This window comes from Desulfosporosinus shakirovi (assembly GCF_020595055.1).
GTDB classification, from domain to species: Bacteria; Bacillota; Desulfitobacteriia; order Desulfitobacteriales; family Desulfitobacteriaceae; genus Desulfosporosinus; species Desulfosporosinus shakirovi.
This window is the reverse complement of the sequence record NZ_JAJDOO010000047.1, coordinates 1-13,027: the sequence shown is the minus strand read 5'-3', so window position 1 is coordinate 13,027 and position 13,027 is coordinate 1. Positions and strand designations below refer to the sequence as shown.

The 13,027-nt window shown below is 41.1% G+C and carries 21 protein-coding genes and 1 pseudogene; 5 read left to right on the top strand and 17 right to left on the bottom strand.

Features of this window, described 5'->3' with window-relative positions; all coding sequences use genetic code 11:
• The first annotated feature begins 259 nt into the window (after positions 1–259).
• The 3 genes from LJE72_RS23380 to LJE72_RS23370 all read left to right on the top strand — a co-directional run bounded on the left by LJE72_RS23380 (position 260) and on the right by LJE72_RS23370 (position 3,796).
• The gene (locus LJE72_RS23380) at positions 260–1,456 is read left to right on the top strand and encodes a hypothetical protein (protein ID WP_229250377.1); all 1,197 of its coding nucleotides are present in this window, start codon (positions 260–262) and stop codon (positions 1,454–1,456) included.
• 217 nt (positions 1,457–1,673) lie between these two features.
• The gene (locus LJE72_RS23375) at positions 1,674–2,624 is read left to right on the top strand and encodes a CgeB family protein (RefSeq protein ID WP_229250376.1); all 951 of its coding nucleotides are present in this window, start codon (positions 1,674–1,676) and stop codon (positions 2,622–2,624) included.
• Between the two features lie 146 nt (positions 2,625–2,770).
• Positions 2,771–3,796, top strand: a complete 1,026-nt coding sequence (locus tag LJE72_RS23370) for a glycosyltransferase family 4 protein (protein WP_229250375.1) — start codon at positions 2,771–2,773, stop codon at positions 3,794–3,796.
• Between the two features lie 109 nt (positions 3,797–3,905).
• On the opposite strand, the gene gvpA is transcribed toward LJE72_RS23370, so the two are convergent.
• The 16 genes and pseudogenes from gvpA to LJE72_RS23290 all read right to left on the bottom strand — a co-directional run.
• Positions 3,906–4,121: a gas vesicle structural protein GvpA gene (gene gvpA, locus LJE72_RS23365; protein ID WP_229250374.1), complete on the bottom strand. Its 216-nt coding sequence runs from the start codon at positions 4,119–4,121 to the stop codon at positions 3,906–3,908.
• Between the two features lie 177 nt (positions 4,122–4,298).
• Positions 4,299–4,649, bottom strand: coding sequence for a gas vesicle protein (locus tag LJE72_RS23360; RefSeq protein ID WP_229250373.1), 351 nt, complete (start codon positions 4,647–4,649; stop codon positions 4,299–4,301).
• An 18-nt stretch (positions 4,650–4,667) separates the two neighbouring features.
• Positions 4,668–5,000, bottom strand: coding sequence for a gas vesicle protein K (locus tag LJE72_RS23355; RefSeq protein ID WP_229250372.1), 333 nt, complete (start codon positions 4,998–5,000; stop codon positions 4,668–4,670).
• Complete coding sequence (locus LJE72_RS23350) at positions 4,997–5,749, bottom strand: GvpL/GvpF family gas vesicle protein (RefSeq protein WP_229250371.1); 753 nt, start codon at positions 5,747–5,749, stop codon at positions 4,997–4,999. Before LJE72_RS23350 ends, LJE72_RS23355 begins: the two co-directional genes overlap by 4 nt.
• Positions 5,746–5,946 carry a gas vesicle protein gene (locus tag LJE72_RS26095; protein ID WP_229250370.1) on the bottom strand — a complete coding sequence of 67 codons (201 nt, stop codon included), beginning with the start codon at positions 5,944–5,946 and terminating at the stop codon, positions 5,746–5,748. The genes LJE72_RS23350 and LJE72_RS26095 overlap by 4 nt, the downstream gene beginning before the upstream one ends.
• Complete coding sequence (locus LJE72_RS23340) at positions 5,939–7,021, bottom strand: GvpL/GvpF family gas vesicle protein (protein ID WP_229250369.1); 1,083 nt, start codon at positions 7,019–7,021, stop codon at positions 5,939–5,941. The genes LJE72_RS26095 and LJE72_RS23340 overlap by 8 nt, the downstream gene beginning before the upstream one ends.
• Entirely contained in the window at positions 7,018–7,224 is a 207-nt protein-coding gene (locus LJE72_RS23335; RefSeq protein WP_229250368.1) for a gas vesicle protein GvpG, read from the bottom strand. The genes LJE72_RS23340 and LJE72_RS23335 overlap by 4 nt, the downstream gene beginning before the upstream one ends.
• Before the next feature lie 38 nt (positions 7,225–7,262).
• On the bottom strand, positions 7,263–7,982 hold the full coding sequence (locus LJE72_RS23330) for a GvpL/GvpF family gas vesicle protein (protein WP_229250367.1): 720 nt from the start codon (positions 7,980–7,982) through the stop codon (positions 7,263–7,265).
• Positions 7,983–8,208: 226 nt separating this feature from the next.
• On the bottom strand, positions 8,209–8,478 hold the full coding sequence (gvpO, locus tag LJE72_RS23325; RefSeq protein WP_229250366.1) for a gas vesicle protein GvpO: 270 nt from the start codon (positions 8,476–8,478) through the stop codon (positions 8,209–8,211).
• A 15-nt stretch (positions 8,479–8,493) separates the two neighbouring features.
• Positions 8,494–8,718, bottom strand: coding sequence for a gas vesicle protein GvpJ (gvpJ, locus tag LJE72_RS23320; RefSeq protein ID WP_229250365.1), 225 nt, complete (start codon positions 8,716–8,718; stop codon positions 8,494–8,496).
• A gap of 112 nt (positions 8,719–8,830) precedes the next feature.
• A complete protein-coding gene (locus LJE72_RS23315; RefSeq protein WP_229250364.1) occupies positions 8,831–9,064 on the bottom strand; it encodes a hypothetical protein in 234 nt (77 codons plus the stop codon).
• 9 nt (positions 9,065–9,073) lie between these two features.
• Positions 9,074–9,952, bottom strand: coding sequence for a gas vesicle protein GvpN (gene gvpN, locus LJE72_RS23310; RefSeq protein WP_229250363.1), 879 nt, complete (start codon positions 9,950–9,952; stop codon positions 9,074–9,076).
• Between the two features lie 5 nt (positions 9,953–9,957).
• A complete protein-coding gene (locus LJE72_RS23305; RefSeq protein WP_229250362.1) occupies positions 9,958–10,371 on the bottom strand; it encodes a hypothetical protein in 414 nt (137 codons plus the stop codon).
• A 71-nt stretch (positions 10,372–10,442) separates the two neighbouring features.
• Positions 10,443–10,649, bottom strand: coding sequence for a gas vesicle protein GvpJ (gene gvpJ / locus LJE72_RS23300; RefSeq protein WP_034140498.1), 207 nt, complete (start codon positions 10,647–10,649; stop codon positions 10,443–10,445).
• A gap of 334 nt (positions 10,650–10,983) precedes the next feature.
• A complete protein-coding gene (locus LJE72_RS23295; RefSeq protein WP_229250361.1) occupies positions 10,984–11,433 on the bottom strand; it encodes a hypothetical protein in 450 nt (149 codons plus the stop codon).
• Between the two features lie 296 nt (positions 11,434–11,729).
• Positions 11,730–11,816, bottom strand: a pseudogene (locus LJE72_RS23290) (IS200/IS605 family transposase); the annotation flags it as partial.
• A gap of 20 nt (positions 11,817–11,836) precedes the next feature.
• Between LJE72_RS23290 and LJE72_RS23285 the strand changes: the two are divergent.
• Positions 11,837–12,331: a transposase gene (locus LJE72_RS23285; protein ID WP_229250360.1), complete on the top strand. Its 495-nt coding sequence runs from the start codon at positions 11,837–11,839 to the stop codon at positions 12,329–12,331.
• Positions 12,318–12,566, top strand: a complete 249-nt coding sequence (locus LJE72_RS23280; protein WP_312038964.1) for a transposase — start codon at positions 12,318–12,320, stop codon at positions 12,564–12,566. The genes LJE72_RS23285 and LJE72_RS23280 overlap by 14 nt, the downstream gene beginning before the upstream one ends.
• Before the next feature lie 133 nt (positions 12,567–12,699).
• Here LJE72_RS23280 and LJE72_RS23275 read toward each other — a convergent pair whose 3' ends face one another.
• Complete coding sequence (locus tag LJE72_RS23275) at positions 12,700–12,927, bottom strand: hypothetical protein (protein WP_229250359.1); 228 nt, start codon at positions 12,925–12,927, stop codon at positions 12,700–12,702.
• Positions 12,928–13,027: the final 100 nt, after the last annotated feature.

The following is a 13,027-nucleotide window of genomic DNA, read 5'->3' as shown; positions in this document are numbered from 1 at the left end:
CCAATCTATACCCGAACTTTGGCGTATCGAACATTGTTTCTGGAATGGGGCCTCTTGGCACAGTACTCATATGGGAGAAGTCGTTCACCCACGAGAGCCCCTTTATCACGTCAACTTGGATAATCAGGGAAATCTCCATTTTTGTACCGTAACTTTCCAAGGGAGGCATTCTATTCTCTTTACAAACCGCTTTAACGGAACGTTTCACATATGGGGACCACCGACCGAAACACTGAAAATTCCCGGTGAAGTTATAGATATGGCTGCACTCATGACAACCGACAATGTTCATCATCTGTTCTGGATCGTTAAAACACCAACGGGACAGTTCGAACTCCGTTCAGCACAACAGATGGATGCCCACGAACTAGCTAGTATATGGCATCCGTCACTGGCCCCAATCAAAACGTTTGATTCTTCTTGTAAAAATATTGGTGCCTTAGAGATAGGCGGAGTCTTGTGGCTCCTTATATATACTGGAGAAGAAATCCTCCTACAAAATGATGGAAAAGGATGGAAAACGCTTTCCTCTCACACCCCTTTTAATCAAATCCTACAATGGGTTCACAAAGGTAGAAAGTATTTTCATCAAACTTACTGGTTAGAAGATCCAATAATGAGGCACGCTCCGGCATATTACCGTGAATTGGGATTCACTGTTAATTTTCAGACTCCGCCACCTTCGCCCTACTGTGCAATTCCTAACCAAGTTAACTCTCCCATTTCTCCTCCCACTCCTCCACCCGTACCGACCTTCTATCCAGAGCATCTTTCTTCCCATTGTGACCCTCTTCCAAACATCCCTGCAACGATAAACCTACGCGAACTAAATTTACCAAACCCGCCAGATAAATCCCCTATACCTGACGTAATCAAAGTACCTGGAATTTCTAAAGCTACAGTTGAAATACCTATCGTTGGTGATGCACCTAAAACAGAAGCTTCAGAGGAACTCGAAATTCCTGAAACCTCTGAAACTCTTGAAACACTTCAAGTATGCGATCCATCTAAGAAATCCAGCATTCTTAAAGAAACTCAAGTTCCTGAGAAGCTTACCGAGGAGGTCTCTTATGCAATGCCAATTAAAGAACCGGATCAACTTCAATCCTTGATTAAAACAGTCGCCCATCTCGAACAAGAAAACGCACTCCTCAATCTTGCCGTTCAAAACATGCTCTCTAAGTTTGACCAAGTAATAGAAGTGATTTCTGAAAATGCTCTTCAACCCAAACAAGAAGATCCACCATTCTTTAATGAACTTGAACCCGTCAAGGAAGCTATGTCCAATCTGGAAAAGGAAACACAAAGTCTATCACAAGTTCTCAGGGTCATGCTAGTCAAACAAGAGGAGAGTGACTCCTCTCTTGAGAAACTTGAAACACAGATTTGTCATCTACAATCAGAAAAAGACGACCCTAAAAGCAAAGGAGGATTTTGGAATAAATGGATAACTTAGATTTATCTACCAATGTTGGGGAAATTTTATGTAAGTATCCTCAGACAGCCAAAACGTTTCGTAAGTTTGGCATGCTAACATCTGGTTGAGGGGCCAAAAACTTACTCAATATGAGCATTGAGCAGGCTGCTCAACGATACCGTATTAACTCCGCAACCTTGATTAAAACCCTGGAAGTTGCGATAGAACAAACTAAACATCAATGGAGACATTATTAATGAACATTCTCTTTTTAAATAACTCATCTTTGTTGTGTCAAGGACTAGCCTCAGGTTTTTCCCCATTGGATGACATTCGTTATATCCCTGTTCACCAATCGGGTTGGGAGGACCGTTTGGCAAGTTTATTAAAGAGCTGGAAACCCAAGTTTGCTTTAGCTGAAGGAGTTTCGATCTCCACAGTTGCCCAGAAACTTTTCCCAATCTTACGTCGTTATTCACTCCCATTAGTCTATTGGGCTATTGATGATCCCCCAGACTGGCGCCATATGTCTCGTCCTTTGGCACGTGGGGCTAGTCTGGTTCTAACTCCAGCCAAAGAATGTCTATTCCTTTATCAGCGGGAAAAAATACGAGCTCTCTATTTTCACTTTGCCTGTAATCCCTCTTTTCATCAACCGACAGAACCATTACTTAAGTATTCTTGCGATTTACTTTTGGTTGCTAACTACTATACTTCCTATCCTCAACGGAAGATTGGGCTGGAAACAATCCTTACTCCTTTACGATCTGGAGGATTTGATTTAAAGGTTTTCGGGAATGAAGACTGGCTGTCAAACAAAGATAATTACACGTTGGAGTCCAGATTGTATAAAGGCTATTTACCTCACGATCAATTACCGTGTGCTTATTCGTCCACCAAAATTGTATTGGGATTAAATTCCGTGATAGACTCTCCCACGATGATGAGCATGCGAACTTTTGAAGCCTTGGGTTGTCGAGCCTTTTTTCTAACCCATTGGACACCCGCTATAGAAAGTTATTTCAAAAACCATGTCCATCTCGTCTGGAGCCGTCATCCTGATGAAACATTAGAGCTTGTGCGTTTTTACTTAGGCCGAGAAGACCTACGAGAAAAAATTGCTCGCCAAGGACAAGAAGAAGTGTACCGCAACCATACTTATCAGCACCGCATCCAGTCCGTTCATAAGTTTCTACAAAAGTTATAACTCCTCTTACTACTCATCATTTATTGGTTTCTTAATTCCATGCTTCTTAAGTATATGTTTCTTAATCCTGAAATTCTTATGGTATTTTGTAATATTTTCACGCTATTACCATTTGCTTTATCTAGTTTTCTTTGGGAGGATTCTTTATGAAGGTACTTTTCCAAGCTCGCCCAGACTTTCTGAAAACCCCTGCCGGCGATACTGTGCAAATAGTATCGACTGGGCAAGAAATAAAAAAACTTGGCGTTGAAGTACATTTTTCCGCTAATCCTAATCTTGATTTAACTCCCTATGACTTAGTTCATATATTCAATATCACGCGTATTAAAGAAAGTTATATGTTTTTTCTTAATGCCCAAAAGCAAAGAAAAAGAATTATCGTCTCTCCTATTTATTGGCCTCCAAACGCTTACTTTAAGCGAGAAGGTGGAAGTCCCAATGCCCTACCGGTCTGGAAACATATGCAACCCATGCGAGCTCGCCTCGTGGGCGAATGTGATCTCTTACTCCCCAATAGTCAGATTGAGATGGACGTTCTCCAACAGGACTTTCTCAAATCTGCTTCCTATCAAGTAGTACCGAATGGGTTTCCTGATTCATTCATCGGCTCAAACCCTGAGCTATTCCGGGAACAGTTCTCTGCTCTCCCCAAAGAATTTGTGCTTTGTGTTGCAAGAATTTCCCCAAGGAAAAACCAACTTTGGTTGGCTAAGGCTTGTCAGTATCTTGATCTTTCTCTAGTTCTCCTAGGGCCTGTTAACGACTTAAATTATTATGAAAATGTAAAGTCTCATTCAAACGTCACCCATATTGGTACTCTGCAGGGAGCACTACTTGCTTCAGCTTATTCGGCGGCCAAAGTACATGCCCTACCCAGTTGGTTTGAAACCCCAGGCTTGTCGAGCTTAGAGGCTGGAGGGTGCGGTACTGTCGTGATCTCAACAGACCAAGGGAGCCCTAAGGAGTATTTCCGGGATATGGCCCTTTATGTGCACCCACAAGATGACCTAAGCTTACGTACTGCCCTTGAACAATCCTTTAATGCCTCTCCTTTGCCCTTAATGCAGCACATACGCAACCTGTATACTTGGTCTAAAGTTGCTAAGATCACATTGGAGGCTTATGAAACAGTCGCCGATAAAGAGAGTCTGTCCAATGTAAGAACGGAGTAAATTCCCCCTCACTCGTATAACAATTATTTATCCCAACATGTCTAGGACTTTCCCTTTCTCTCGAACACAATCACAAAAAATACAGGGAAGGATTTCTCCTTCCCTTTCATTAAAACAGGTCGCCGTGATGATGTTCGGTGGTTAGCCCTACTGCGCAGGCATATCTCAAAAAACTATTAACACTTGCAATTACGATACGAAGATCGACCGTTAAAAGTTCTATTCCGACTAAAGAAACCCTCACATATCCGTCGATGACTACTCCTTTTTCCAGAATACGGTCAACAACCTCTGCTAAGCTTGAGGAATCGACATCCTTTTTCATGCATTTTCCCTCCTCTCCCTGTCCTACCATAGCATATGTCTTACCTCGGACAAGAGTGATTAATATTCTTTGTTTTTTCTCATAAAGCAAACTCTTAGCAGAAATATATCCACAGCATCTAATCATTGGATAATATTGCAAGAAAGGGAAAGCTTTCACCCTCCCTTTCTTGTATGTTTAAATTCGATATTTCGGCCTTTTTATTATCGGCTCTTTCTCTTCTTTTGGCACTGAGGTAACTTCTGAGACTTCATCCGACTGAATATGTACTGGTTCTACATTTGCAGTAATCGCTTGTTGCTCAGCAACTCTGGCGCGTGATGAAAGATAAGGATCGTGTGCCCACCAATCAATTCCCATTTCCTTAGCTTTGTCCACAGATGCCACTAGAAGACGTATTTTAATATTCAATAGTTCAACATCAGCCAATGAAATTTTGATATCCCCGGCGATCACGATTCCCTTGTCCAGAATGCGTTCTAAAAGATCTCCTAAGCCACTACTGTTGTTCGAATGTTGAATTGCCACTTTTCTTCCCACCCCACCCTACATAAGATTTCCCAAAGGTCCTAGATCCAAGTTTAGATCTTCCTCCTTCAATCCAAATATCTCACGCATTTCAAGCATTTTGTTATCCAATTTCAAGAAGGTTTCTCCCATCTCTTCTATTTCTCTCTCAGTTAATGTCCCACCATCAATGCGCCTCAAAGCTTCATGCTCCATGACTCTCCTTAATAATTCCACCAACGTAAGTACGAGCTTAGCAAGCCCTTGATCCGCATTATCTTGATTAGCATTAACTCGACCAACAGCGCTTTGTCCTTCAAAATCTATAACGCACTCTGCAATCTTTTCACCGGATTCGTCATCCTCGATCATGAAGTAACCCTCCCATTCCCCCAATTCAACGATTCGTGAATAAGAAAACTCTCTGGTTTTAAAGTAAATGAACTGAAATGAAAAGGGAGCCACGGTCCAGTCCATTTATCTGTGACATTAATTTCAGCCAAGAGTAATTTTAATTCATTGATAAACTCTTGTTGACATGTATCGGGCACTAAAAAACCCAGATTAATTCCTTCTCCCCGCGTTTGAGGGGTTTCAGACCAACAGTCTTTAATCCACGGGGTTAACCTTGAGCAAAAATTCCAAATCACCTCACGAGCCTGCGACACTTCCCTTTCCAACAACTGATGCCACATCCTCATCCGATCAAGGTACTCTTTTCCGCTCCGCACATTTTTTTTTAACGATGCATATGATAAATGAACGTTGTTCTGATTCTTCTGAATGATGGTCAAACAATACTCCGAGCACCCTTCCACTTTGTCAAAACACAGATTCAATTCCTTTTTATAAGTTCGTAAAAGCTCTGCCAAATGACCCTCATTTAAAACACTCACACCGGACTGTATCGGCAGCACAGTTAGTTCAAGCTGTCGGATTTGCTCAAACCACTGCAACATAGCCAAGAGAAAGTCTTGTTTCATGGTGAAGATCTCCATTGGGGGGGACTCACACCAAATCACACTGTGCTCACCTACCGTTGTCAATTTTGTCAACAACGGTGGTGTACTGGGTAAATCGGCACAATTACGTCCGAAACCCAAAAGATAGGGTAGTTTCATAGATTCACGTCTTTCTTTATGGTGTTTCCTTCAAGCATCGTCTGTACCGAGGTAAGAATAAGTTTTAAATTTAAATACACTAAATCGACATTACCACAGCTAAGAATAAGATCCCCGGAGATAACGACTCCTTTATCAAGTAATTTCTCCACAACTTCAAGGAGCGTAACTTGTTTTGAATTTGCAATATCACCCACCCATAGTTTCCTCCTTAATTAACTGTGAAAAGTGATAGGGAGGCCAAGGACCGGATACATCTAGAATAAAGCCAAAGGAATCAGCCGTTTCGTCAAATTCTTTAAGCTTTTTATCCAATTCTTCACGGATTTCCTTAGCCATTAGGTACTGGACCGAAAAAACAACCTGCTGCCCCTCCGGCGCAACAACTCCTGCCTTATCTAAGAGAATGACTTCCGCAGAAATATTGTTTAAATCTTGATAAAGAGATTCGCCATAGTCATTCATGACCCGTTCCATTTCTTCTTCAATCTTTTTCTCCCATTGACGTTTTTGAAAATACCCCCCTCCGCTTTGCCCACCTGAATACGGTAGCTCTTGATGAAGCTTTTCTAAAAGCCGTTTACGATCAACAAAGAGTTTAACATGCATCTCATTGTGGTTTCCCAGTCTTTGCAAATCAGCTTGGATCTCCCCAGCGTTCTGAGTTAATTGTCGTTTGATATTTTCTTCATCCGTAAATATAGTGCAAAATGGTAAAGGGATGACCGACCTGCCCTCCATTGTTTTCAATAAGGTTTCTTCGTGACGCCGTGCATGACTCTCTACCCAGGCCATATCCTCCATATAAAGATGGAGGGACTCTTCATTATACTCTTTACGAAGGACTGGGCAGACAAGCATACCCAGATTTCCATTTTCAACAATACGACAAGGTCTGTCTTCCATACCAGGTAAATCAACCACGCCCTCTCGATTTACCTGAATAATGCCAAAGGCATATAATACCTCTTCATTAGCTAATGGTGCGTAACCAGCTTTGCTGAAATCACGCACCTCGTCGCCTTGATTAGTATTCTTGACATTACTGGGAATACATCTTAGGTCCTCTTTATCCTCCTCAAAGACTTCTCTTGGTTCAATTTCCGAAAACCCACTCTTCACTTGAGGCTCAAAAAAGCCTTCGATGACAGTTTCAGCTGCCTTTCTCAAACGAGCCATAATCACTTCTTCTAACTCTGAGATAACCTCGTCCTCGCATTGATTGATAAGCCGTTCTAATTTTTGTTCCCAACCTTGAGGGGACCACTTCATTCCTCTATCCCTCTTTCCTGACCCTCCATCAATCGCGCAAATAGTCGCATTTCATGTTCGCGATATTCTTCCAAGGTAATCTCTTTATTTTCCAACATATACTGCCTCTGGCTGAGTTCTCGCCGTATGGCTTCAGGGCTAAAGTACTCTTCTTCTGCATGTTCAATAACTTGTCTGATCGCCCAAATCGAAAATCCAAACATACTTTATCTGTCCTCCAGGCTAAGAACTAACCTCCCGTTTATTTTTCGTCTACAAAGTGATGTGGTGCCCATGGGCCCGTATATTTAAAAATCATTGTTGCACTGTGCTTCTCAAAAAGAGTTCCAACAGCTTGATCAAAGTCCTCTTCCTTTTGGCGTTCGACTAAAAAAACTCCATCAAAGGCTTGGAATTCATCCATTGGATCTTTGACTAACCATTCGGCGGCCAAGGGACGAAGCGCTACAATAAACACCTTTTCTATTTCTTTACGCTCATTATCCGCCACTTCCATAATTGCCTTACCAAACTCAACGACATCGTAACCCTGACCTTCCCCTCTTTCTATCGCTTTTTTCCAACGCCCTAAGCGTTTGTTTTTCAGCATTGTTTCTTGGTAACTCTCTTTTTTCCACCAAACCTTGAGTTCGACTTCTATTTTGTTGTCTAGATCAGTAAGAAATTTCAAATAACGTTTTTTTTCCTTTTTAAGAACTCTATGAATTTCTTCTTCTTGATCAAATAAAGTTCCAAAACGCAAAGGAACTACCGTTGTTTGCTTAATGACTTGGCAGAGTACTTCCGTATAACGACTCATACTCTCTCTCGTTGCTGTAGTCATCAAATCATCTTCAATCTTAGCACAGAGCATCCCCAGATCCCCTTCCACGATGAGGCAGGGAGGCTCTTGTTCAGAACCTAATTTTAGAGAATCGACTTCGATAGAGTTCGCCCGAATTATACCGTAACTGTAATACAAATTTCCCACCCCTTATATAGAAAACTTGACTAGGGAAGCATTTTAGCCTCTTGAAGATGACTGCCTAGTTGCACCGATCCGCTGGTCATTAACTCAAACGAGGATGCTTAAGATTGGAACACTGCATAAATGGTATGGTGTCGTGATAGGGACAAAGGACACATAAAATATGGAATTTCTGATTGGTACCAAAAAGAAAGTCATGTCACGACACGACTTTGAGCCCCTATTCCACGTCTATTTGACCAATTTCGTCTCGTTCGCGCAATCCAATTCTTTTGTACCCTAAAATTTCTAGATTTCCACTAACTTCTACTTCGTAAAGCCCAACAACATCATCAAGTGCTCTGCGCCGCTGATAGTCTGAATCCTCAATCGTTTCAACTTGTACTACCCAACCGTTTTCTTGCCGCCTAACGCCAATGACACTTGCCTCCTTTTCCAAAACACTTTGAAAGAAGGTTTTTACGTCATTAACCAATTGTTGGATATCCATGCTTCATCTCCTCCTTTAATTCCTCATTATCGAGGAAGAGCCAGCAAGGGTAAGCCCTATGGCGGAAGCGTATTTTAAATAGGTATCCACTGAAGCGATCACAATACGCGCTTCAATGGTAATGAGTTCGATTCCAACCAATGAAATTCTGACAAAAGCATCAATAACTATTCCCTTGTCAAGAATACGGTCAATGACCTCCGCTAAACTACTTGACTCTACGCTTTTACTTAATGCCATGATCTGACCCCCTCCCTAACCTTGCCTATGACATATATATGATAGGGATCAGAAATCATGACAAAAGTTAAAAATTGCTGTTTTATTTTAAAGCCAGCAGTAATGCTTAAAGCTACCCTACGACTTCTGCACTTCTTTTAAGCATCCGCTCAATTTTGAGCAATTCCTTCTGAACGACCTTTACTCTTTCCTCTATCACGTTAACTCTTTTAGCTATCTCAGCTCGCTCTGCCACGAGACGTTGTAATTCCTGGTCGTATACATGCATCTGAAAATAGTTAGGTTTATGATCCCGTATCGCAGGTCGTATTAGCTTCGGCCTTAAAGGTAAAGGCTGACGCATCATTTTCACTTCCTATTCTCTAAGGGTATATTTATCTAATTCCATTTCAATACGTTTAAATAGTAAAGAATTGTTTTCGCTGTCATTTTCATAAGAAATTTCTGAACCTATGACATCCACTAAAATCTGATAGAATAATGGGTTTGAGCTGGAAGGTTTTGATCCTTTTGTAGCCAAGATTGTAGCGACCATGATCGCTGCACGAATACTAGGCTTCTTTATATCATTTCCTCGAATTCCTCGAATGATATCAACAATTCTTGCTGCTTCCCTCCAGGGCAAACCTGATCGGCCTGCAACAATAGCCACCTCAGATTCACGATCTAAACCTTTTATCGCTATAGTGATAACGCGGTCTTTCAACGCATCCTGAAGCACGTGTACCCCTGCATATTCTGATGGATTGCTGGTAAAAAGCACTGAAAAATCCGGGTGGACAGTTAACCTTGTCTCTCCTTTTTGAATTGCAGATAAATCTAGAGTCTTTTCCTGTAAGACAGAAAGGAGTACATTATTGGTTTCTGGTCTGGAACGTGTGAAGTCATCATAGACAAAAGTATGACCGTTTCTACAGGCATGAGTTATTCTTCCGTCATACCAAACACTATCCATGGATTCTTCAGCCTTCCAAACAGAATGAACATAGTTATCGAGCAATTTCTTCCTGCGCATTCCCGAGTTCCCTCCTACCAAGTCAGAGGGTTTATACTCGTCGTTGCCCTGAAGGGTTACCACCGGGCGACCCAAAAGCTCAGCGATATGCATTGCCAGAGCAGTCTTTCCCGTTCCGGCTGGTCCACAAAAATGAACGGCATAACCAGCTTGGAGATAGAGCAAAGCGCGGTTCGTAAGGTCCTTAAAATATGCGGTTTCGATGAATGCATCCGACAATTGCCTTACCTCCCTGTACGCTTTCTTAACATATAACCTCCTGCTTTTTGCTCACCCTTCGATTCTTCAGGCTTTCTTGACATATAAACTCCCGCTTTTTGCCAGCCTTTCAATTCTTCTCCCCGCTCACAAATCCAGGTCGTTATTTCATTAATTTGCGATATTCTGTCAACCTTCATTCCCTGTAACATAGTCTTCCTTTCATCTCTACACTTATCTAATAAACCCATAGTATCCTTCAAAATCTGTTTTCTCGCGATCTGTTGATTAGTCTGATCAGCAGATCGCAACTTCTCCAGATCTTTCCGATCATTTATAACTTTTGTACGAATTTCCGTATGGAGTGTAGCCAATTCGAGCTTCCTTTGGTCAAACTCCTGGCATAATACACGACCTAATTCGGCAAGATTCATACTCATCATTTTTCTCCTTTACTGTAATAAATAAATGGGAGGGAGCTTCTCCCCCTCCCTAACAAAGCTCCTCCGATTTAGAAGTCGTGATGAAGCTCTGTTAAGCCAACCGCTGCTGCATATCTCAGCCAGGTGTTCACACTCGCAATAACTACACGAGCATCGATCGCAAGAAGTTCGATTCCCACAAGAGATACACGGACATATGCGTCAATAACGATACCTTTGTCTAAGATGCGGTCCACAACTTCTGCTAAGCTTGAAGAATCAATGTCTTTTTTCATTCTGTTTACCTGCCTTTCTAAATTCAAAAGAGTTTTTGGAGAATATCGCGTACGGTGCCCTTCCACTCCCTCTCACCCCCAATTTATGTCAACGTCGAGTGAGGTGTGCAAGCTTTTCAGCAATTAAATTCCCCTCTCTGTTTTCCTTACACTGTATGTGTCACAACGATTGGCTGTTACAAAGTTCAAAATTTAATATCTTCCCTAGTCAAGAATCCTTTCGATAAAAATAGGAATAATCTTCACCAAATTATTCCATAATAATAATTTGTAAGTTTTTAGGGAGACATATGAATAGTTAGTTAATAAACAGAATAAAGAGGCCAAATTCTAACTAGCTTAGAAAGTTGTACTTATTCCATTTTTGTATTAATTTATGTGATAATTCTGTAAAATCTGATTTTGTGGTAAAAATAACTTCGTGCTCACCATGTTCATCCTTAACCTCAATGCAAAGATATTGTTCGTCTACTTCAGCATCTACAATAGTTTTTCTACCATTGTTTAATTGGATAGGCAACTGAGTGATGATCTTAATTGAACTGATCTGGGAAAATAAAAAAACTTTGCAATTGAAAGCTATTGCATCCCTGGGATGAAGTGAAATAGCCATCGACCCTCTTTTTAGGTCCGGGTGACCACCGATAATCTTTACTAGTTTGGAAAAATATGGTTTTCCGAACTTTTCATCAATCTCGCTAAATCCAGCACGTACTTTCATGAGAATAATAAGTATTAACAACAACAAAACACCACAGAAACTAATAGTAGCAACACCAGCCACCTCTCCCTTACCTCTCTTTCTTATAAATTATCTTCAGCTTTAAGTTTTATAGATTATCCAAGAGGGCTCACTTATCTCCTTTGAAGAAAGTGGAAGCAGTGTTGCCCATTGGATAAACCTTAAATATAGAGTCTCCCATCATCTTATTTCTAAATTAATAATTTGCTACTGAAATTAAGTACATCCAATCTTCTATCACCATAAAACGTCAAGATATCAATCACTTCCACCCGCTCAAGGGATGTTTTGCTCTAGCTCTATAAGGGCTGGGTATAGTTATCCCCTTTGATTTTTCAATAGATTATTTGCCTTCGATAGGTTGGGGCAAACACTATGTGATATTTATAGTTCCACTGCGTATGCGCTAAACTTTCTGTATCCATTGGGATCTATCTCCTTTACTATGAAAAACGATCAGTTAAAGCCGGGTTACAATGTTCAAATCGGGACAGAGGATCAATTCATCGTTGGATTTAGCATTCATCAGAAGCCTGGTGATACGACTTGCATGAAAGAGCATCTAGAGACCCTCAAGAACTTATTGGGTGGCAATGTCCCCAAGAAGATTATCTCTGATGCCAGTTATGGAAGCGATGAGAATTATGAGTATTTGAACGAACGTCAGTTAGATCACTACGTTAAATATAATACGTTTCATAAAGAAGCCAGTACAAAGTGGAAGGCAGATATTACAAACGTACAGAACTTCAAGTATATTGAAGACAAAGACGAATATGTTTGTGGCTACGACAGAACCCTAGTTTTCCTATATGAGCACAACCGCAAGAGCGACAATGGGTATAAGAATGTCCTAAGAGTCTATGAATGTTTAAATTGTTCTGGATGCCCCCACAAAGATAGATGTGTAAAGTCTGAAAAACCCTTTGCTAAGAATTAACATAAATCGGAACCTGAACGCATTGAAAGAACAGGCACGACAGAATTTGTGTTCTGAAGAAGGCTTGAAACTGCGGAGTTTACGTCGTGTCGAGGTCGAAAGTGTCTTTGGGGATATCAAAGGCAACTTTGGCATGCGCCGATTCCTCTTAAAAGGGTTAGAGAAGGTTAAAATTAAATGGGGTCTCCACTGTATTGCTCATAACATGAGAAAGATGGCAGTGATAATGGGATAAAAAGTGGTATCTACCTTTAATACAAACCAAAAGATAACACAGACACAAAAAGGGGCCGTGGCGAAACTTAGTTTCGATACGGCCCCTTTTCGTTTAGACAATAAAGAGGGGCTACTTATTTAGGCCCCCCTCTTTACTTGGTATCATTTATCCGATCCAATACTTTCTCAGCCATCATTTTCAGATCATTTTTCATACGTTCTGCTTTTACACTAACATTATGAAAATCTAGTACCCCGACAACCGATCCGCAGTCTGTACACTGAACGAAGAGCACGGCTCGAATCGTTCCTTCGAGGTTATTGGCGTGGACAACCTCAAATTTGTTGCCTCCACATTTTATACAGCGTGATTGTGCCATTACTCCCACCCCCTCCTATACAGTAATATTCTATGTCTCTGCTGTTAGAATAGAAATCGGACAACTGAAATAGAGATTTTCCCTAGTTTAGTATAAAATC

What these genes read in the sequence shown, in the direction of transcription:
- LJE72_RS23375 (WP_229250376.1), top strand. Translation starts at nt 1,674, where the DNA reads ATGAACATTCTCTTTTTAAATAACTCATCTTTGTTGTGTCAAGGACTA.
- gvpO (WP_229250366.1), bottom strand. Translation starts at nt 8,478, where the DNA reads ATGGATATCCAACAATTGGTTAATGACGTAAAAACCTTCTTTCAAAGT.
- LJE72_RS23285 (WP_229250360.1), top strand. Translation starts at nt 11,837, where the DNA reads ATGAAAAACGATCAGTTAAAGCCGGGTTACAATGTTCAAATCGGGACA.
- LJE72_RS23315 (WP_229250364.1), bottom strand. Translation starts at nt 9,064, where the DNA reads ATGATGCGTCAGCCTTTACCTTTAAGGCCGAAGCTAATACGACCTGCG.
- LJE72_RS23305 (WP_229250362.1), bottom strand. Translation starts at nt 10,371, where the DNA reads ATGAGTATGAATCTTGCCGAATTAGGTCGTGTATTATGCCAGGAGTTT.
- LJE72_RS23355 (WP_229250372.1), bottom strand. Translation starts at nt 5,000, where the DNA reads ATGATCGAGGATGACGAATCCGGTGAAAAGATTGCAGAGTGCGTTATA.
- gvpJ (WP_229250365.1), bottom strand. Translation starts at nt 8,718, where the DNA reads ATGGCATTAAGTAAAAGCGTAGAGTCAAGTAGTTTAGCGGAGGTCATT.
- LJE72_RS23380 (WP_229250377.1), top strand. Translation starts at nt 260, where the DNA reads ATGGCTGCACTCATGACAACCGACAATGTTCATCATCTGTTCTGGATC.
- gvpJ (WP_034140498.1), bottom strand. Translation starts at nt 10,649, where the DNA reads ATGAAAAAAGACATTGATTCTTCAAGCTTAGCAGAAGTTGTGGACCGC.
- gvpA (WP_229250374.1), bottom strand. Translation starts at nt 4,121, where the DNA reads ATGAAAAAGGATGTCGATTCCTCAAGCTTAGCAGAGGTTGTTGACCGT.
- LJE72_RS23350 (WP_229250371.1), bottom strand. Translation starts at nt 5,749, where the DNA reads ATGAAACTACCCTATCTTTTGGGTTTCGGACGTAATTGTGCCGATTTA.
- LJE72_RS23340 (WP_229250369.1), bottom strand. Translation starts at nt 7,021, where the DNA reads ATGAAGTGGTCCCCTCAAGGTTGGGAACAAAAATTAGAACGGCTTATC.
- LJE72_RS23370 (WP_229250375.1), top strand. Translation starts at nt 2,771, where the DNA reads ATGAAGGTACTTTTCCAAGCTCGCCCAGACTTTCTGAAAACCCCTGCC.
- LJE72_RS23335 (WP_229250368.1), bottom strand. Translation starts at nt 7,224, where the DNA reads ATGTTTGGATTTTCGATTTGGGCGATCAGACAAGTTATTGAACATGCA.
- LJE72_RS23275 (WP_229250359.1), bottom strand. Translation starts at nt 12,927, where the DNA reads ATGGCACAATCACGCTGTATAAAATGTGGAGGCAACAAATTTGAGGTT.